The 18,809-nt window shown below is 60.0% G+C and carries 16 protein-coding genes, 1 tRNA gene and 1 pseudogene; 16 read left to right on the top strand and 2 right to left on the bottom strand.

The window, feature by feature from the left end; translation table 11 throughout:
* The coding region (locus ACT53S_RS22880) for an EF-Tu C-terminal domain-related protein (protein ID WP_144623229.1) at positions 1–76 on the top strand (76 nt) is incomplete at its 5' end.
* Between the two features lie 378 nt (positions 77–454).
* Positions 455–793 carry a hypothetical protein gene (locus ACT53S_RS22875; protein ID WP_476068778.1) on the top strand — a complete coding sequence of 113 codons (339 nt, stop codon included), beginning with the start codon at positions 455–457 and terminating at the stop codon, positions 791–793.
* 7 nt (positions 794–800) lie between these two features.
* On the opposite strand, the gene ACT53S_RS22870 is transcribed toward ACT53S_RS22875, so the two are convergent.
* Positions 801–1,175: a pentapeptide repeat-containing protein gene (locus ACT53S_RS22870; RefSeq protein ID WP_476068776.1), complete on the bottom strand. Its 375-nt coding sequence runs from the start codon at positions 1,173–1,175 to the stop codon at positions 801–803.
* 346 nt (positions 1,176–1,521) lie between these two features.
* On the opposite strand from ACT53S_RS22870, the gene ACT53S_RS22865 reads away from it, so the two are divergent.
* The 10 genes from ACT53S_RS22865 (at position 1,522) to rpoC (ending at position 14,616) form a co-directional block, all read left to right on the top strand.
* A complete protein-coding gene (locus tag ACT53S_RS22865) occupies positions 1,522–2,100 on the top strand; it encodes a hypothetical protein (RefSeq protein WP_476068774.1) in 579 nt (192 codons plus the stop codon).
* 136 nt (positions 2,101–2,236) lie between these two features.
* Positions 2,237–2,312: transfer RNA gene (locus ACT53S_RS22860), tRNA-Trp, on the top strand.
* A 183-nt stretch (positions 2,313–2,495) separates the two neighbouring features.
* Positions 2,496–2,696 carry a preprotein translocase subunit SecE gene (gene secE, locus ACT53S_RS22855; RefSeq protein WP_062278356.1) on the top strand — a complete coding sequence of 67 codons (201 nt, stop codon included), beginning with the start codon at positions 2,496–2,498 and terminating at the stop codon, positions 2,694–2,696.
* Positions 2,697–2,712: 16 nt separating this feature from the next.
* Positions 2,713–3,243, top strand: a complete 531-nt coding sequence (gene nusG / locus ACT53S_RS22850; RefSeq protein ID WP_062278354.1) for a transcription termination/antitermination protein NusG — start codon at positions 2,713–2,715, stop codon at positions 3,241–3,243.
* A gap of 145 nt (positions 3,244–3,388) precedes the next feature.
* Positions 3,389–3,820, top strand: coding sequence for a 50S ribosomal protein L11 (rplK, locus tag ACT53S_RS22845; RefSeq protein ID WP_006728786.1), 432 nt, complete (start codon positions 3,389–3,391; stop codon positions 3,818–3,820).
* A gap of 2 nt (positions 3,821–3,822) precedes the next feature.
* Entirely contained in the window at positions 3,823–4,518 is a 696-nt protein-coding gene (gene rplA, locus ACT53S_RS22840; RefSeq protein ID WP_113379629.1) for a 50S ribosomal protein L1, read from the top strand.
* A gap of 342 nt (positions 4,519–4,860) precedes the next feature.
* Positions 4,861–5,379, top strand: a complete 519-nt coding sequence (gene rplJ / locus ACT53S_RS22835) for a 50S ribosomal protein L10 (RefSeq protein ID WP_110794112.1) — start codon at positions 4,861–4,863, stop codon at positions 5,377–5,379.
* Between the two features lie 69 nt (positions 5,380–5,448).
* Positions 5,449–5,829, top strand: a complete 381-nt coding sequence (rplL, locus tag ACT53S_RS22830; RefSeq protein WP_113379630.1) for a 50S ribosomal protein L7/L12 — start codon at positions 5,449–5,451, stop codon at positions 5,827–5,829.
* 246 nt (positions 5,830–6,075) lie between these two features.
* Positions 6,076–10,212, top strand: a complete 4,137-nt coding sequence (gene rpoB, locus ACT53S_RS22825) for a DNA-directed RNA polymerase subunit beta (RefSeq protein WP_142069435.1) — start codon at positions 6,076–6,078, stop codon at positions 10,210–10,212.
* A 192-nt stretch (positions 10,213–10,404) separates the two neighbouring features.
* Positions 10,405–14,616, top strand: coding sequence for a DNA-directed RNA polymerase subunit beta' (gene rpoC, locus ACT53S_RS22820; protein WP_113379632.1), 4,212 nt, complete (start codon positions 10,405–10,407; stop codon positions 14,614–14,616).
* Positions 14,617–14,810: 194 nt separating this feature from the next.
* On the opposite strand, the gene ACT53S_RS22815 is transcribed toward rpoC, so the two are convergent.
* On the bottom strand, positions 14,811–15,104 hold the full coding sequence (locus ACT53S_RS22815) for a transcriptional regulator (RefSeq protein ID WP_113379633.1): 294 nt from the start codon (positions 15,102–15,104) through the stop codon (positions 14,811–14,813).
* A gap of 505 nt (positions 15,105–15,609) precedes the next feature.
* Here ACT53S_RS22815 and rpsL point away from each other — a divergent pair.
* The 4 genes and pseudogenes from rpsL to ACT53S_RS22795 all read left to right on the top strand — a co-directional run.
* A complete protein-coding gene (gene rpsL, locus ACT53S_RS22810; RefSeq protein ID WP_003507760.1) occupies positions 15,610–15,981 on the top strand; it encodes a 30S ribosomal protein S12 in 372 nt (123 codons plus the stop codon).
* An 80-nt stretch (positions 15,982–16,061) separates the two neighbouring features.
* Complete coding sequence (rpsG, locus tag ACT53S_RS22805; protein WP_113379634.1) at positions 16,062–16,532, top strand: 30S ribosomal protein S7; 471 nt, start codon at positions 16,062–16,064, stop codon at positions 16,530–16,532.
* A gap of 32 nt (positions 16,533–16,564) precedes the next feature.
* Positions 16,565–18,664, top strand: coding sequence for an elongation factor G (fusA, locus tag ACT53S_RS22800; RefSeq protein WP_142069433.1), 2,100 nt, complete (start codon positions 16,565–16,567; stop codon positions 18,662–18,664).
* A 70-nt stretch (positions 18,665–18,734) separates the two neighbouring features.
* Positions 18,735–18,809, top strand: a pseudogene (locus ACT53S_RS22795) (GTP-binding protein); the annotation flags it as partial.

Here is an 18,809-nt window from a genome sequence, read left to right as displayed (position 1 = left end):
AGAAAAGCTGCGCTTCGCAATCCGCGAAGGCGGCCGCACCGTCGGCGCCGGCATCGTCGCTTCGATCATCGAGTAATGATCGAGAAGTCGATGGCGTAAGCGGCCGACGGCACGAAAAATGTTCAGATGGCGCGCAAGCGCGATCTGGACGCGGCGCCGGCATTGTCGCCTCGATCATCGAGTAATCGCTGATTTGATCGATAAGATCGAAAGGCCTCGCTGGAAACAGCGGGGCCTTTTCCGTTCGGGGTGATATCTGATGATTGCAGACCTGCAGCTGGAAGAGATTCGCGCCTACCGCCATCGGATGCGACTGGCGGGGTGTTGGGGTGCTTGCTACGAAGTTGCTTGTTTCATTGAGCGCCGCCACGGCTGGCGTCGTGTTGATGGCGTGTATGGCTTGCCCGACGGTCGACCGATCTTTCTGCATTCATGGAATGTCGCGCCGGATGGCTTGGTCTGCGACGGGACCGCCGATCAATTCGGCGAGGGCGAGGATGTTCTGATCGTCTCCATGGAAGGTGGCCACGGCGGACGCTATCGCGACAAATATACGGCAGCCCACAATCCCATGGTCACATCCTGGCTCAAGGGCGCCCCCTATATCGGTGTTCCGGATCGACGGTTCTGGGAAAATGCCGAGGAAGAGAAGAAGCTGCCCCCGGGCTGGTGGCTCGACGACCGTGACGCATACCTGTCATGGTTCGCAAAGGGTGCTCTGCAATATCCCATGTTTGCGGCCATGCGCGATCGCTATTATCAGCGTGGTTACGACATCACCGATCTGGTCTGAGCGGTTCTTACGCCCTGTCGAGCCGGTGCTCGTCCGCCAGCCGCAGCAGATCCGTCACCAGATATCCGTTGATCGTCATGCCCCCGAGGTCGCATTCGGCGATGGAGACATCCGCGAGGCTGCCGAAGCGGATCGTGCTGCCGTTGAAATCAACATGGGTGAGGCTCGCGGCATGGATCATCGCATTCTCGATCAGGGCCCCGGCCATGGCGGTATTGCGGATGACGAGCTGCTCGGCATTGGCGTCTGTGATCAACGCTTTGCCAAGATCGATATTGCTGAACACCGCTTCCTTGAGCGAGACGTCTGTGAAGCGCGATTCGGTCAGGTCCGTGTCGTAGAATTCGGACCCGGGCAGGGCGGCATTGCTGATCCGGATCATGGCACTCCTCCGCGAATATGAGACGCAGACTATCGAAGAAGACCGCACGTCTGGCAAGCCGGACCTTCGGCGGGTAACGGCACGTCGGTTGGCGCCGCGCTGGGCGCAGAGTGGCCCGGCTGTCGTGATTTTCCTGACGTCGTCGACGCATGGCTCCTCTGCACAATTCCGACTTCGGATCCGTCCGTCCTAAAGTTACAATTGCGACCGTAATAAACGTTGACGGGCCGACAGTCGGCTCTGCCACCAAAGACCCGGAGGCCGCGACATGCAACGGCACCGAAGTTCCCGAGCATTCATCCGCAGAGGTTGTTGGCTCGTCCTGCTTGCTGCCGGCCTCTTGGCCGTGACGAAACCGGCAGACGCAGGCGAGGGCTCCCTTCTGTGGACCGCCACGAAGCCTGGTGACACTCTGCTGATGCGCCCGGGGTTGGCGCTGGGCTCGAAGGGGGATCTGCGCCTAGGTCTCGAATCATCGTTGGAAACGGCCAATGCGAGCCGCCCGGGGACGGTCGCCGCGCCCCTCGTTGTCTGGGGCGAGGTCGATCTTCCTGGCCGGGCCTGGGCGTCGGTCTTCGCCATGCGCCTTGATGCACGGACTACTGCGGGCAGGGCGGTGCTCCGCCGTGACCGCCGCCTTGCCGCCAACGCTTCCCTCGATCTGTCGCTCTCGAACGCATTGGAGGCCGGAAAGCGCGCGGACGGCAGCAACGCCTTCGTCGCCCGGCAGGAAACGCGGCTGGATTTCCTGGATATCGGTGCGGCCCTTGCTGGCACTGTTGTGCTCGACAATGCCGCACCGGTTTCCGCAAGCCTGAAACTCGAGCAGCAATTGCCGCTGGGAATCGGTGTTTCCGCCACGTTCGCCGATCTCGGCCATGCATCCGAGGCCGTTCTGCGGGCTAGGATGCACCGGCAGTGGTAGGTTCGGAACCCGCGCTCGCCCGGCCAAGACAGGCTTTGGGGAAAAGGCGGAAAAAGTCTCTTGCCATTCGCGCGCTGCCGTCTTAAAGGGAGCGCCATGCTTCGAGCGAAACGAGTTTCGCCTGAAGACTAGGCTTAGGGGTATAGCTCAGTTGGTAGAGCGGCGGTCTCCAAAACCGCAGGTCGTCGGTTCAAGCCCGGCTGCCCCTGCCATTTCCCGCCCGGCGCGCTTTGATGTGCTGACGGGCAAGACGATCTGGCAAAGCCGAAAAGTTGCAGAAGACCTTTTCCCTCTTGTGAAACGGGGAATCGGTCGTTATGTAGGGTTCAAACAGACACGCGGTGCGTGGGGCTGACCAAGGTCGGCTTTACGCGCCGTAAATGCGTGGGCAATAAATGGCATCCAAGAGTAATCCATTCGCGTTTCTGCAGCAGGTACGCTCCGAGACGTCCAAGGTTACGTGGCCCTCGCGTCGCGAAACCACGATTTCGACGCTCATGGTCTTGGCTATGGTGTTTTTCGCCGCGCTGTTCTTCTTCGGCGCGGACCAGCTCATCAGCTGGCTGCTCAGCCTCGTGCTGAGCGTCGGTAATTAATCGGGCGGAAAAGATCATGGCTGCACGTTGGTACATCGTCCACGCATATTCGAATTTTGAAAAGAAGGTCGCCGAGGACATCGAGCACAAGGCGAAGCAGAAGGGGCTTGATCACCTCTTCGAAAAGATCCTGGTGCCGACCGAGAAGGTCGTTGAAGTCCGTCGCGGCCGCAAGGTTGATAGCGAACGCAAGTTCTTCCCCGGCTACGTCATGGTTCGCGCGAACCTGACCGACGAGGCCTATCACCTGATCAAGAATACCCCGAAGGTCACGGGCTTCCTTGGTTCCGACAACAAGCCGGTTCCGATCCCCGATTTCGAGGCTGAGCGCATCCTGGGTCAGGTCCAGGAAGGTGTCGAGCGTCCGAAATCGACCGTGTCCTACGAAATCGGCGAACAGGTTCGCGTCTCCGACGGTCCGTTTGCTTCGTTCAACGGCGTTGTCCAGGATGTGGACGAAGAGCGCTCACGCCTCAAGGTCGAGGTCTCGATCTTCGGCCGCGCGACGCCGGTCGAGCTCGAATACAGTCAGGTCGAAAAGGTCTGATTGGAAGCGGGAAGGTAACTTCCCGATCCGCGTGGGAGGATGAGGGCCTTAGCCAGGTCATTCAGACGCACCACGCAACCGCAGCCGCCAGCCGAGGCTGGCATAATGGATCGGGCAACCGGTCTGAAATGAAAGGCAGAGAGTAATGGCTAAGAAAGTTGCAGGCCAGCTCAAGCTCCAGGTCAAGGCAGGATCGGCAAACCCGTCCCCGCCGATCGGCCCGGCCCTTGGTCAGCGTGGCATTAACATCATGGAATTCTGCAAGGCGTTCAATGCCGCCACGCAGGAAATGGAAAAGGGAATGCCGATCCCGGTCGTCATCACCTATTACCAGGACAAGTCCTTCACCTTCGCAATGAAGCAGCCGCCGGTCACCTACTGGCTGAAGAAGGAAGCAAAGATCACCTCTGGCTCGAAGACTCCGGGCAAGGGTGCGAAGGTCGGTACGATCACCAAGGCACAGGTCCGTGCAATTGCCGAAGGCAAGATGAAGGATCTGAACGCGGCCGACATCGAAGGCGCAATGCTGATGGTTGAGGGCTCTGCCCGCTCCATGGGCCTGGAAGTGGTAGGTTGATCATGGCCAAGGTAGCAAAGCGTATTCAGAAGATCCGTGAAGGCGTTGACCCGACGAAGCTCGTCGCTCTGTCGGACGCCATCTCGATGGTCAAGGAACGTGCCGTCGCCAAGTTCGACGAAACGATCGAAATCGCCATGAACCTCGGCGTCGACCCGCGTCACGCAGACCAGATGGTCCGCGGCGTGGTCAACCTGCCGAACGGCACCGGCCGTGACGTTCGCGTTGCCGTCTTCGCCCGTGGCGCCAAGGCTGACGAAGCCAAGGCTGCTGGTGCAGACATCGTCGGCGCCGAAGACCTGCTCGAAATCGTCCAGAGCGGCAAGATCGATTTCGATCGCTGCATCGCCACCCCGGACCTGATGCCGCTCGTCGGTCGCCTCGGTAAGGTTCTCGGCCCGCGTGGCATGATGCCGAACCCGAAGGTCGGTACGGTCACCATGGACGTCGCTGGCGCCGTCAAGGCTTCCAAGGGCGGTGCTGTTGAGTTCCGCGTCGAAAAGGCTGGTATCATCCACGCCGGTATCGGCAAGGCCTCCTTCGACGCCAAGGCGCTCGAAGAAAACATCAAGGCTTTCGCTGACGCCGTCGTCAAGGCAAAGCCGGCTGGCGCCAAGGGTAACTACGTCAAGCGCGTAGCGATCTCCTCGACCATGGGTCCGGGCGTCAAGATCGACCCGTCGACCGTTACGGCCTGATAGAATTCGACCGGAGCGTCATGCTCCGGTCCACCAAGTTTCCGGCCTTTCGGGGCCGGAAATGCCTGGTGTCAAAGCCAGGCACTCCTGTCCGAGATTGTGGGCGGCCTTCGGGCCTTAATATCTGCCTGCATGAGACGGGTAAGATCCGGTATTTAAACGTCTGATGACGTCTTGAAGTTCGGTTCGAGCCTTATTCGCCTTATGGCCGGTCACTGACCGGTTCAGAGGGGACAGGATCCTCAAGCGTCGCTTGGGATCTGACATGGTTGGATCCCCTGAGGCAAAAGGCAAACCCGGTGGGGCCTGCAGGATTGCGGTCCCATCAACTGGAGACAGACAGTGGAAAGAGCGGAAAAACGCGAATTCGTCACAGAACTGAACGAAGTCTTCAAGGCTTCCGGTTCGGTTGTTGTGGCCCACTATGCTGGTGTCACGGTTGCGCAGATGAACGACTTCCGTTCGAAGATGCGCGCTGCTGGCGGCACCGTCAAAGTCGCGAAGAACCGCCTGGCCAAGATCGCTCTTCAGGGCACGGAGTCGGAAGGGATGTCTAACCTGTTCAAGGGTCAGACACTCATTGCCTACAGCAATGACCCGATCACCGCTCCGAAAGTCGTCATGGATTTCGCCAAGACCAACGACAAGATCGTTGTTCTCGGCGGCGCCATGGGAACAACCACGCTCACCGCCGATGCAGTCAAGTCGCTTGCGACCCTGCCGTCGCTGGACGAGCTGCGTGCGAAGCTGCTGGGCATGATCCAGACTCCGGCTACCCGCATCGCAGGCGTGGTTCAGGCACCGGCAGCTCAGCTTGCTCGCGTGTTTGCGGCCTATGCCAAGAAGGACGAAGCCGCGTAAGGCGGTTTTTCGCTGTTCATACCCTAACCCGTTCGTTTCGAACCGAACATCTATTAAGGAACTGATACAATGGCTGATCTCGCAAAGATCGTTGAAGACCTCTCCTCGCTGACCGTTCTGGAAGCTGCTGAGCTTTCCAAGATGCTCGAAGAAAAGTGGGGCGTTTCGGCTGCTGCTCCGGTAGCCGTTGCTGCTGCTGGTGGCGCTGCTGGTGCCGCTGCTCCGGCTGAAGAAGAAAAGACCGAGTTCGACGTTATCCTGGTTGACGCTGGCGCCAACAAGATCAACGTCATCAAGGAAGTCCGCGGCATCACCGGCCTCGGCCTCAAGGAAGCCAAGGACCTGGTCGAAGGTGCTCCGAAGCCGGTCAAGGAAGGCGTTTCCAAGGCTGAAGCCGCTGACCTCAAGAAGAAGCTTGAGGACGCCGGCGCCAAGGTCGACGTTAAGTAATATCGGAATGCGGCGGGGGAAGTTTCTTCTCCCGCCCGTTTCCTCCGAACATATTACCCAGGAACCGCGTGAAAACGGTTCCTGGGTAATGGGTTCTCAAGAGGATGGTCTTGACCCGAATGCCCGGCAAACCGGCCGGCCGTTCGGATATCGAGACGAGATTGAGTGATCCATTTTTTGACGGAGCCGCCTGGCCAGCGGTCACCGTCTGTTGCAGGCCCGGGTGCAAACTGACAAGGAGCGACGATGGCTCAGACCCTTACCTTTAACGGTCGCAGGCGCGTACGCAAGTTTTTCGGAAAAATTCCAGAAGTCGCAGAAATGCCGAACCTCATCGAGGTTCAGAAGGCATCTTATGACCAGTTCCTCATGGTCGACGAGCCGCAGGGCGGCCGTCCCGACGAGGGGCTCAATGCCGTATTCAAGTCCGTATTCCCGATCACCGACTTCTCCGGTGCGTCGATGCTGGAATTCGTGTCCTACGAATTCGAGCCGCCGAAGTTCGATGTCGACGAATGCCGCCAGCGCGATCTGACCTATGCTGCACCGCTCAAGGTCACACTGCGTCTGATCGTGTTCGATATTGACGAGGATACGGGCGCGAAGTCCATCAAGGACATCAAGGAACAGTCCGTCTACATGGGCGACATGCCGCTCATGACGAACAACGGTACCTTCATCGTCAACGGTACCGAGCGTGTCATCGTCTCGCAGATGCACCGGTCTCCGGGCGTCTTCTTCGACCATGACAAGGGCAAGTCCCATTCGTCCGGCAAGCTGCTGTTTGCTGCCCGCGTCATCCCGTATCGTGGTTCCTGGCTCGATATCGAATTCGACGCCAAGGACATCGTGCACGCCCGTATCGACCGTCGCCGCAAGATCCCCGTGACCTCGCTGCTGATGGCGCTCGGCATGGACGGCGAAGAGATCCTGTCGACCTTCTATTCGAAGTCGGTCTACGAGCGTGACGGCAAGGGCTGGCGCTACCCGTTCAACCCGGAAACCCTGAAGGGTGCGAAGACCATCTCAGACATGATCGACGCCGACAGCGGCGAAGTGGTTGTCGAAGGTGGCAAGAAGCTCACCCCGCGTCTGCTGCGTCAGCTGACCGAGAAGGGCCTCAAGTTCCTGAAGGCTTCCGACGAAGACCTGTTCGGTAACTACCTTGCCGAAGACCTGGTCAACATGTCGACCGGTGAAATCTACATGGAAGCGGGCGCGGAAATCGACGAGAAGTCGCTGCCGCAGATCCTCGAATCCGGTTTCGACGAAATCCCGGTTCTCGGCATCGACCACATCAACGTCGGCGCTTACATCCGCAACACGCTGGCTGCCGACAAGAACGAGAACCGTCAGGACGCTCTGTTCGACATCTACCGCGTCATGCGTCCGGGTGAACCGCCGACCATGGACTCGGCCGAAGCCATGTTCCAGTCGCTGTTCTTCGACGCCGAGCGCTACGACCTGTCGGCCGTTGGTCGCGTCAAGATGAACATGCGTCTCGACCTTGACTGCCCGGATACCGTCCGCGTTCTGCGCAAGGACGACATCCTGGCCGTGGTCAAGATGCTGGTCGAACTGCGCGACGGCAAGGGCGAGATCGACGACATCGACAACCTCGGCAACCGTCGCGTTCGCTCCGTCGGCGAACTGATGGAGAACCAGTACCGGCTCGGCCTGCTCCGCATGGAGCGCGCGATCAAGGAACGCATGTCCTCGATCGAAATCGACACGGTGATGCCGCAGGATCTGATCAACGCCAAGCCGGCAGCCGCCGCCGTTCGCGAATTCTTCGGCTCGTCGCAGCTGTCGCAGTTCATGGACCAGGTGAACCCGCTTTCGGAAATCACCCACAAGCGCCGCCTCTCGGCTCTTGGCCCGGGTGGTCTGACCCGCGAGCGCGCTGGCTTCGAAGTCCGCGACGTTCATCCGACCCACTACGGCCGTATTTGCCCGATCGAAACGCCGGAAGGCCCGAACATCGGTCTGATCAACTCGCTCGCAACCTTCGCCCGCGTCAACAAATACGGCTTCATCGAAAGCCCGTACCGCAAGATCGTGGACGGCAAGGTGACGACCGAAGTGGTCTATCTGTCGGCGATGGAAGAAGCCAAGTACTACGTGGCCCAGGCCAACTCTGAACTGACGGCCGATGGCCAGTTCGTCGAAGAGTTCGTCGTCTGCCGTCATGCTGGCGAAGTCATGCTGTCCCCGCGCGACACCATCAACCTGATGGACGTTTCGCCGAAGCAGCTGGTTTCGGTCGCGGCCGCTCTCATCCCGTTCCTCGAAAACGACGACGCCAACCGCGCTCTCATGGGCTCGAACATGCAGCGTCAGGCCGTGCCGCTTCTGCGTGCCGAAGCCCCGTTCGTCGGAACCGGTATGGAGCCGATCGTTGCCCGTGACTCCGGCGCTGCCATCGGTGCCCGTCGCGGCGGCGTGGTCGACCAGGTCGATGCAACGCGTATCGTTATCCGCGCGACGGAAGATCTCGATGCTGGCAAGTCCGGTGTTGACATCTACCGTCTGCAGAAGTTCCAGCGCTCGAACCAGAACACCTGCGTCAACCAGCGTCCGCTGGTGACCGTTGGCGATATTGTCAACAAGGGTGACATCATCGCGGACGGTCCGTCGACCGACCTCGGCGATCTGGCCCTCGGCCGCAACGCGCTCGTCGCGTTCATGCCCTGGAACGGCTACAACTATGAGGACTCGATCCTCATGTCGGAGCGCATCGTCTCGGAAGACGTCTTCACCTCGATCCACATCGAGGAATTCGAAGTCATGGCCCGCGACACCAAGCTTGGTCCGGAAGAAATCACGCGCGACATTCCGAACGTTTCGGAAGAAGCGCTGAAGAACCTCGACGAAGCCGGTATCGTCTACATCGGTGCGGAAGTTGCTCCTGGCGACATCCTGGTCGGCAAGATCACCCCGAAGGGCGAAAGCCCGATGACGCCGGAAGAAAAGCTTCTGCGCGCCATCTTCGGTGAAAAGGCCTCCGACGTTCGCGACACCTCGATGCGCATGCCTCCGGGCACCTTCGGCACCGTCGTTGAAGTTCGCGTTTTCAACCGCCACGGCGTTGAGAAGGACGAGCGCGCGATGGCGATCGAGCGCGAGGAAATCGAACGCCTCGCCAAGGACCGCGACGACGAGCAGGCGATCCTCGACCGTAACGTCTACGGCCGTCTGATCGACATGCTGCGTGGCCAGATCTCGATTGCCGGCCCGAAGGGCTTCAAGAAGGGCGTCGAGCTCACCAACGCCGTCGTGTCCGAATATCCCCGCTCGCAGTGGTGGATGTTCGCCGTCGAAGACGAAAAGGTGCAGGGCGAACTCGAAGCGCTCCGCGGCCAGTACGATGAATCCAAGTCGCGCCTTGAACAGCGCTTCATGGACAAGGTCGAGAAGGTCCAGCGCGGCGACGAAATGCCCCCGGGCGTCATGAAGATGGTCAAGGTCTTTGTCGCTGTGAAGCGCAAGATCCAGCCAGGCGACAAGATGGCCGGCCGTCACGGCAACAAGGGTGTTGTCTCGCGCATCGTTCCGGTCGAGGACATGCCGTTCCTCGAAGACGGCACGCATGTCGACATCGTCTTGAACCCGCTCGGCGTTCCCTCGCGCATGAACGTCGGTCAGATCCTCGAAACCCACCTTGCCTGGGCTTGCGCCGGCATGGGCAAGAAGATCGGTCAGATGCTTGAGGACTATCGCAAGCACCTCGACATCACCGACCTTCGCAACGAGCTGACCGAGATCTACGAGTCGGAAGCCCATGACGAAGTGAAGCACTTCGACGACGACGCGCTCGTCAAGCTCGCCGAGGAAGCCAAGCGTGGCGTTTCGATCGCCACCCCGGTCTTCGATGGCGCGCATGAAAGCGACGTGTCCTCGATGCTCACGCGTGCGGGTCTCGATCCGTCGGGTCAGTCGGTCCTGTATGATGGCCGTACCGGTGAGCCCTTCGACCGTAAGGTCACCGTCGGCTACATGTACATGATCAAGCTGAACCACTTGGTCGATGACAAGATCCATGCGCGTTCGATCGGTCCTTACTCGCTCGTCACCCAGCAGCCGCTCGGTGGTAAGGCGCAGTTCGGCGGTCAGCGCTTCGGGGAAATGGAAGTCTGGGCTCTGGAAGCTTACGGCGCCGCCTACACCCTGCAGGAAATGCTGACGGTGAAGTCGGACGACGTGGCCGGCCGTACCAAGGTCTACGAGGCGATCGTCCGTGGCGACGACACCTTCGAGGCGGGTATTCCGGAAAGCTTCAACGTTCTCGTCAAGGAAATGCGCTCGCTCGGCCTCTCGGTTGAGCTGGAGAATTCCAAGCTCGATGACGTTGGCTCGACGCCGCTGCCCGACGCAGCCGAATAACGGTTTGACAAAGGCGTGCGTGGTTCGCCACGCACGCCACCCCCTGACTGCCCGGCGGCCAAAATCGGGTGGGTGAGGGGAGTTTCGCCGCATTTCGCGGTTATTGTCATTTCAAGGGTCGGGTGCGGCATCCCGGGACTTCGCCGCCACCGCGACCCAATCGAGGGCTCCACGCCCCATAAGGAGACAGGCATGAACCAAGAGGTCATGAACCTTTTCAACCCGTCGGTGCCGGCTCAGCACTTCGACAGCATCCGGATCTCGATCGCGAGCCCGGAGAAGATCCTGTCGTGGTCTTACGGTGAGATCAAGAAGCCGGAAACCATCAACTACCGCACGTTCAAGCCCGAGCGTGACGGCCTCTTCTGCGCGCGTATCTTCGGACCGATCAAGGACTACGAGTGCCTGTGCGGCAAGTACAAGCGCATGAAGTACAAGGGCATCATCTGCGAAAAGTGCGGCGTCGAAGTCACGCTGTCGCGCGTTCGCCGTGAGCGCATGGGCCATATCGAGCTCGCCGCTCCCGTTGCCCATATCTGGTTCCTGAAGTCGCTTCCCTCGCGCATCTCGACCCTGCTCGACATGACGCTGAAGGATGTTGAGCGCGTTCTCTATTTCGAGAACTACATCGTGACCGAGCCGGGCCTGACCTCGCTCAAGGAAAACCAGCTTCTCACCGAAGAAGAATACATGATCGCCGTCGACGAGTTCGGCGAGGACCAGTTCACCGCCATGATCGGCGCTGAAGCCATCTACGAGATGCTGGCCTCGATGAACCTCGAGAAGATCGCTGGCGACCTGCGCACCGAGCTGGCCGAAACCACCTCGGATCTGAAGCAGAAGAAGCTGATGAAGCGCCTGAAGATCGTCGAGAACTTCATGGAGTCGGGCAACCGTCCGGAATGGATGATCATGAAGGTCGTTCCGGTCATCCCGCCGGATCTGCGTCCGCTCGTTCCGCTCGATGGCGGCCGTTTTGCGACGTCGGATCTGAACGATCTGTACCGCCGCGTCATCAACCGTAATAACCGTCTGAAGCGCCTGATCGAACTGCGCGCTCCGGGCATCATCATCCGCAACGAAAAGCGCATGCTGCAGGAATCTGTAGACGCGCTCTTCGACAACGGCCGCCGTGGCCGCGTCATCACCGGCGCCAACAAGCGTCCGCTGAAGTCGCTGTCCGACATGCTCAAGGGCAAGCAGGGCCGCTTCCGCCAGAACCTGCTCGGCAAGCGCGTCGACTATTCCGGCCGTTCGGTCATCGTGACCGGTCCGGAACTGAAGCTGCACCAGTGCGGCCTGCCGAAGAAGATGGCGCTCGAACTGTTCAAGCCGTTCATCTACGCCCGCCTCGACGCCAAGGGTTACTCCTCGACCGTCAAGCAGGCCAAGAAGCTGGTTGAAAAGGAAAAGCCGGAAGTCTGGGATATCCTCGACGAGGTCATCCGCGAGCATCCGGTTCTCCTGAACCGCGCACCGACGCTGCACCGCCTGGGCATCCAGGCCTTCGAACCCACGCTGGTCGAAGGCAAGGCGATCCAGCTGCATCCGCTCGTCTGCACGGCCTTCAACGCCGACTTCGACGGCGACCAGATGGCTGTTCACGTGCCGCTGTCGCTCGAAGCCCAGCTCGAAGCTCGCGTCCTGATGATGTCGACGAACAACATCCTGCACCCGGCCAACGGTGCACCGATCATCGTTCCGTCGCAGGACATGGTTCTCGGCCTGTACTACCTGTCGATCATGAACCAGAACGAGCCGGGCGAAGGCATGGTCTTCTCCGACATGGGCGAACTGCACCATGCTCTGGAAAACAAGGTCGTCACCCTGCACGCCAAGATCCGTGGCCGCTTCAAGACCGTCGATGCCGAGGGCAACCCGGTTTCGAAGATCTATGAAACCACCCCTGGCCGCATGATCATCGGCGAACTCCTGCCGAAGAACGTCAACGTGCCCTTCGACATCTGCAACCAGGAAATGACCAAGAAGAACATCTCCAAGATGATCGACACGGTCTACCGTCACTGCGGCCAGAAGGACACGGTCATCTTCTGCGACCGGATCATGCAGCTCGGCTTCACCCATGCGTGCAAGGCCGGCATCTCGTTCGGTAAGGACGACATGATCATCCCGGAAACCAAGGCGAAGATCGTTGGCGACACCGAAACCCTCGTCAAGGAATACGAGCAGCAGTACAATGACGGCCTGATCACCCAGGGCGAAAAGTACAACAAGGTCGTCGACGCTTGGGGCAAGGCCACCGAAAAGGTCGCCGAGGACATGATGGCCCGCATTAAGGCCGTCGAGTTCGACAAGGAGACCGGTCGTCAGAAGCCGATGAACGCTATCTACATGATGTCCCACTCCGGTGCCCGTGGTTCTCCGAACCAGATGCGCCAGCTGGGCGGCATGCGTGGCCTCATGGCCAAGCCGTCGGGTGAAATCATCGAGACGCCGATCATCTCGAACTTCAAGGAAGGTCTGACCGTTAACGAGTACTTCAACTCGACCCACGGTGCCCGTAAGGGTCTCGCAGACACCGCCTTGAAGACCGCGAACTCCGGTTACCTGACCCGTCGTCTCGTCGACGTCGCGCAGGATTGCATCGTCAACCTCGTGGATTGCGGCACCGACAAGGGCCTGACCATGACGGCGATCGTCGATGCCGGTCAGGTCGTCGCCTCCATCGGCGCTCGCGTTCTCGGCCGTACCGCACTGGATGACATCGATCATCCGGTCACCGGTGAGCGCATCGTCAATGCTGGCAACATGATCCTCGAGGCTGATGTTATCGAGATCGAAAAGGCCGGTATCCAGTCGATCCGCATCCGCTCGGCCCTGACCTGCGAGGTCCAGACGGGCGTCTGCTCGGTCTGCTACGGCCGCGACCTGGCCCGTGGTACGCCGGTCAACATGGGTGAAGCCGTCGGCGTCATCGCCGCACAGTCGATCGGTGAGCCGGGCACCCAGCTCACCATGCGTACCTTCCACTTGGGCGGTACCGCGACGGTGGTCGACCAGTCGTTCCTGGAAGCCTCGTACGAAGGTACGGTGCAGATCAAGAACCGCAACATCCTGCGCAACTCCGAAGGCAATCTGATTGCCATGGGCCGCAGCATGGCCATCACCATCCTCGACGAGCGCGGCATCGAGCGTTCGTCGCAGCGTGTGGCCTACGGTTCGAAGGTCTTCGTGGACGACGGCGACAAGGTGAAGCGCGGCCAGCGTCTGGCGGAGTGGGATCCTTACACCCGCCCGATGATGACCGAAGTCGAAGGTGTCGTACACTTCGAGGACGTCGTGGACGGTCTGTCCGTCTCCGAAGCCACCGACGAGTCGACCGGTATCACCAAGCGTCAGGTTATCGACTGGCGTTCGACCCCGCGCGGTTCGGACCTCAAGCCGGCGATCGTCATCAAGGATGCCGGTGGCAACGTGCTCAAGCTCGCCCGTGGCGGCGAGGCACGCTTCCAGCTCTCCGTCGATGCGATCCTGTCGGTCGAGCCGGGCCAGAAGGTGTCTCAGGGTGACGTTCTCGCGCGTTCGCCGCTCGAAAGCGCCAAGACCAAGGACATCACCGGTGGTCTGCCGCGTGTTGCCGAACTGTTCGAAGCCCGTCGTCCGAAGGACCACGCCATCATCGCTGAGATCGATGGTACGATCCGCCTCGGCCGCGACTACAAGAACAAGCGTCGCGTCATCATTGAGCCGGCGGAAGACGGTGTCGAGCCTGTCGAATACCTGATCCCGAAGGGCAAGCCCTTCCACCTTCAGGATGGCGACTACATCGAAAAGGGTGACTACATCCTCGACGGTAACCCGGCTCCGCACGACATCCTGGCGATCAAGGGCGTCGAGGCACTCGCCTCGTACCTCGTCAACGAAATCCAGGAAGTCTACCGACTGCAGGGCGTTGTGATCAACGACAAGCACATCGAGGTGATCGTTCGCCAGATGCTGCAGAAGGTCGAGATCACCGAGTCCGGCGACAGCCAGTACATCGTGGGCGACAATGTCGACCGCATCGAACTGGATGACGTCAACGAGCGCCTGATCGAGGAAGGCAAGAAGCCGGCATACGGCGAGCCCGTCCTCCTCGGCATTACCAAGGCCTCGCTGCAGACGCCGTCGTTCATCTCGGCTGCATCCTTCCAGGAAACCACCAAGGTTCTCACGGAAGCTGCGATCGCCGGCAAGACCGACACGCTACAGGGTCTCAAGGAAAACGTCATCGTCGGCCGCCTCATCCCGGCTGGTACCGGCGGCACCATGACGCAGATCCGCCGCATCGCCACCTCGCGCGACGACCTCATCCTCGAGGAACGCAAGAAGGGCACGGGTGCGGATCTCGCAACGCCGATGCTGCAGAACCTCGCTGGCGAAAGTGCACCGGCCGCCGAGTGATCGGCATAGGGACTGCTAAATGATCAAAGGCCGCCCGGAACCTGTTCCGGGCGGCTTTTTCGTTGTGTCGTCCGGGAAAGCAGTGAAACGCGGTCATCCTCTCTCGCGGGTGACGGGAGGGGGAGGGCAGGCTTCGCAACGCAAAAAGGCCGGTCGAGGGACCGGCCTCGGGAGATGCGGTTGCATTGGATCGCTCAGGCGAAGCGAATGATCGCCACTTCGCCTTCGAGGGCGCCCTGATAGGCCGAAGCATGCGGTTCTTCGTCCGGCTGGCCGTTGATCATGCCGATCTGGTCCAGATCGGCCTCAATGAAGCCTTCTTCGGAAAGCGCGTTGAGCGTCATCCGTACGGCCGTGTCGTCGTCGGGAGCGGTCAGCATGACATGGAGATCGATCGGCTGGCCGCCTTCGGTCTCGTAGGCCTTGGCGATCACGATGAACACCATCGGCTCGTCGCGATTGTTGTCGTTGTCGGGACTGGTCATCATGGCGTCCGGTCTTATGGTTGGAGGAAACGATTCTCGCGTTCCGGCCGATTCGACCAGACGGGCAGGGCGGTTGACCCCTGACCTCTCCTTATCTAGAAGTTTCCCCGGCCAAGCCAAGCCAAATCATGGCCGCCGGATCGTTTTCCCGGGTCAAAAGGGCCGCAAGCCCGGCACGACAGGGCGTTCGGCCATTAATTCTCAGATGAGACTTGACGTTAAGGGGGGAAAACAGTAGTACCCCGGCCATCGGAGCCTATGTGAGGCAGGCTTTTTCGGGACGCCATGTTCTGGAGTTCGCCTCAAACAAGTCTCCAAACGCACGTTGACGACACGAATGCTGCTCGCACGACGCACTCTCGCAGTGCGTCCTCTGTCTTTTGTGGTCCATCCGCGAAAACGGGTCGGGCCACATTTTGCGCATGAAGAAAACTGTGCGGCCGCCGCCGGAAACGGCAAACCAAGGGCCTGAAAGGGCTTGAGACTAGATTTTGCAAGGGATGGGTATATGCCTACCGTAAACCAGCTGATCCGCAAGCCGCGTCAGGCACAGGTAAAGCGCAATAAGGTTCCTGCTCTGCAGGAAAATCCGCAGAAGCGCGGCGTTTGCACCCGCGTTTACACCACGACCCCGAAGAAGCCGAACTCGGCTCTGCGTAAGGTCGCCAAGATCCGCCTGACCAATGGCTTCGAAGTCATCGGCTACATTCCGGGCGAAGGTCACAACCTGCAGGAACACTCCGTCGTCATGATCCGTGGCGGCCGCGTCAAGGACTTGCCGGGTGTGCGTTACCACATCATCCGCGGCGTTCTCGATACCCAGGGTGTCAAGAACCGTAAGCAGCGCCGTTCGAAGTACGGTGCGAAGCGTCCGAAGTAATTCGGCCATTACCCGATATCCGGCGCTGCGCGAGGTTCTCCGCGTGATAAAGCGTCCCTAACCGTTGAGAGACAAGAAGTATGTCCCGTCGCCATAGTGCAGAAAAGCGCGAAATCAATCCGGACCCGAAGTTCGGCGATCTCGTCGTCACCAAGTTCATGAACGCCATCATGCTCCACGGCAAGAAGTCCGTGGCCGAAAGCATCGTCTACGGTGCCTTCGACGTCGTTCAGGCTAAGGCCAAGGCCGAGCCGATCGCGATCTTCCATCAGGCGCTCGACAACGTCGCGCCGCATGTTGAAGTCCGTTCGCGCCGCGTTGGTGGTGCAACCTACCAGGTCCCGGTCGATGTTCGTCCGGAGCGCCGCCAGGCACTTGCCATCCGCTGGCTGATCACCGCCGCCCGCAAGCGCAATGAAACCACTATGATCGACCGCCTGTCGGGCGAACTGCTCGATGCCGCCAACAACCGCGGTAGCGCCGTCAAGAAGCGCGAAGACACCCACAAGATGGCCGATGCAAACCGCGCCTTCTCGCATTACCGCTGGTAATCCACCGATCGAATATTGAAAGGCAGTCCGTTATGGCTCGCGAATATAAAATCGAAGACTACCGCAACTTCGGTATCATGGCGCACATCGACGCCGGCAAGACCACGACCACCGAGCGCATCCTATACTACACCGGTAAGTCTCATAAGATCGGCGAAGTCCATGACGGCGCTGCTACCATGGACTGGATGGAGCAGGAGCAGGAACGCGGCATCACCATCACCTCCGCTGCGACGACCACCTTCTGGAAGGGTCGCGACGGCAAGATGCGCCGCTTCAACATCATCGACACCCCCGGCCACGTTGACTTCACCATCGAAGTCGAGCGTTCGCTGCGCGTTCTCGACGGTGCGATCGCTCTTCTCGACGCCAACGCTGGTGTTGAGCCGCAGACCGAAACCGTCTGGCGTCAGGCTGAAAAGTACAACGTCCCGCGGATGATCTTCTGCAACAAGATGGACAAGACCGGTGCTGACTTCTACCGCTCGGTAGAAATGATCAAGACCCGTCTCGGCGCCACCGCTGTTGTCATGCAGCTGCCGATCGGCGCTGAAAGCGACTTCAAGGGCGTCATCGATCTGATCGAGATGAACGCTCTGATCTGGCGTGACGAGTCCCTCGGCGCTGCCTGGGACGTTGTCGAAATCCCGGCCGACCTCAAGGACAAGGCTGAAGAATATCGCGAAAAGCTGATCGAGACCGTTGTCGAGATCGACGAAGAAGCGATGGAAGCCTACCTGAACGGCGACATGCCGGACAACGACAAGATCCGCGAACTCGTTCGTCGCGGCACGATCGACGTCAAGTTCCACCCGATGTTCTGCGGCACCGCCTTCAAGAACAAGGGCGTTCAGCCGCTGCTCGACGCCGTTGTCGACTACCTGCCGTCGCCGCTCGACATCCCGGCGATCAAGGGCATCGACTTCAAGACCGAAGCTGAAATCGAGCGCCATGCAGATGACGCCGAGCCGCTTTCGATGCTGGCATTCAAGATCATGAACGACCCCTTCGTCGGTTCGCTCACCTTTGCCCGCATCTATTCCGGCAAGCTGGAAAAGGGTTCGTCGGTTCTCAACACGGTCAAGGACAAGCGCGAGCGCGTCGGCCGCATGCTGCAGATGCACTCGAACTCGCGTGAAGACATCGAAGAAGCCTTCGCAGGCGACATCGTGGCTCTCGCCGGCCTCAAGGAAACCACCACGGGTGACACGCTCTGCGATCCCCTGAAGCCGGTTATCCTCGAGCGCATGGAATTCCCGGAGCCGGTGATCCAGATCGCGATCGAGCCGAAGTCCAAGGGCGACCAGGAAAAGATGGGCCTCGCCCTCAACCGCCTGGCTGCCGAAGACCCGTCCTTCCGCGTCAAGACCGACCAGGAATCCGGCCAGACCATCATCGCTGGCATGGGCGAACTTCACCTCGACATCATCGTCGACCGCATGCGTCGCGAGTTCAAGGTTGAAGCCAACGTCGGTGCTCCGCAGGTTGCTTACCGTGAGACGATCACGAAGCTCCACGAAGAAGACTACACGCACAAGAAGCAGTCCGGTGGTACCGGTCAGTTCGCGCGCGTCAAGCTCGTCTTCGAACCGAACCCGGAAGGCGACGACTTCAAGTTCGAATCCAAGATCGTCGGTGGTGCTGTTCCGAAGGAATACATCCCGGGCGTTCAGAAGGGTATCGAAAGCGTTCTGTCCTCGGGTCCGCTCGCTGGCTTCCCGATGCTGGGTGTCAAGGCTACCCTCATCGATGGCGCCTTCCACGATGTTGACTCGTCGGTTCTCGCCTTCGAAATCGCATCGCGTGCCTGCTTCCGTGAAGCAGCCAAGAAGGCCGGCGCTCAGCTGCTCGAGCCGATGATGCGCGTCGAAGTCGTCACCCCGGAAGACTATGTCGGTGACGTTATCGGCGACCTGAACTCGCGTCGTGGCCAGATCCAGGGCCAGGAACAGCGCGGCATTGCGATCGTGATCAACGCTCACGTTCCGCTCGCCAACATGTTCAAGTACGTCGACAACCTGCGCTCCATGTCGCAGGGCCGCGCCCAGTACTCGATGGTCTTCGACCATTACGCACCGGTCCCGTCGAACGTTGCTGCAGAAATCCAGGCAAAGTATTCCGGTCAGAAGTGACCGGGATACCCCGTCCGTCCAATTGAGTTTGAATTTCCCCTGACGGGGACCAGAAAATGGAGAGCCGAAAATGGCAAAGAGTAAGTTTGAGCGCAACAAGCCGCACGTCAACATCGGCACGATCGGCCACGTCGACCACGGCAAG

Source organism: Allorhizobium sp. DMC15 (assembly GCF_056314065.1).
The sequence above is the reverse complement of the archived record's forward strand: the minus strand, read 5'-3'. Positions and strand labels throughout refer to the sequence as shown.

Excerpts from the sequence above, each read along its gene's own strand:
- ACT53S_RS22870 (WP_476068776.1), bottom strand. The coding sequence starts at position 1,175 with ATGATCCGGATCAGCAATGCCGCCCTGCCCGGGTCCGAATTCTACGAC.
- secE (WP_062278356.1), top strand. The coding sequence starts at position 2,496 with ATGGCATCCAAGAGTAATCCATTCGCGTTTCTGCAGCAGGTACGCTCC.
- nusG (WP_062278354.1), top strand. The coding sequence starts at position 2,713 with ATGGCTGCACGTTGGTACATCGTCCACGCATATTCGAATTTTGAAAAG.
- rplK (WP_006728786.1), top strand. The coding sequence starts at position 3,389 with ATGGCTAAGAAAGTTGCAGGCCAGCTCAAGCTCCAGGTCAAGGCAGGA.
- rplA (WP_113379629.1), top strand. The coding sequence starts at position 3,823 with ATGGCCAAGGTAGCAAAGCGTATTCAGAAGATCCGTGAAGGCGTTGAC.
- rplL (WP_113379630.1), top strand. The coding sequence starts at position 5,449 with ATGGCTGATCTCGCAAAGATCGTTGAAGACCTCTCCTCGCTGACCGTT.
- rpoB (WP_142069435.1), top strand. The coding sequence starts at position 6,076 with ATGGCTCAGACCCTTACCTTTAACGGTCGCAGGCGCGTACGCAAGTTT.
- rpoC (WP_113379632.1), top strand. The coding sequence starts at position 10,405 with ATGAACCAAGAGGTCATGAACCTTTTCAACCCGTCGGTGCCGGCTCAG.
- ACT53S_RS22815 (WP_113379633.1), bottom strand. The coding sequence starts at position 15,104 with ATGATGACCAGTCCCGACAACGACAACAATCGCGACGAGCCGATGGTG.
- rpsL (WP_003507760.1), top strand. The coding sequence starts at position 15,610 with ATGCCTACCGTAAACCAGCTGATCCGCAAGCCGCGTCAGGCACAGGTA.
- rpsG (WP_113379634.1), top strand. The coding sequence starts at position 16,062 with ATGTCCCGTCGCCATAGTGCAGAAAAGCGCGAAATCAATCCGGACCCG.
- fusA (WP_142069433.1), top strand. The coding sequence starts at position 16,565 with ATGGCTCGCGAATATAAAATCGAAGACTACCGCAACTTCGGTATCATG.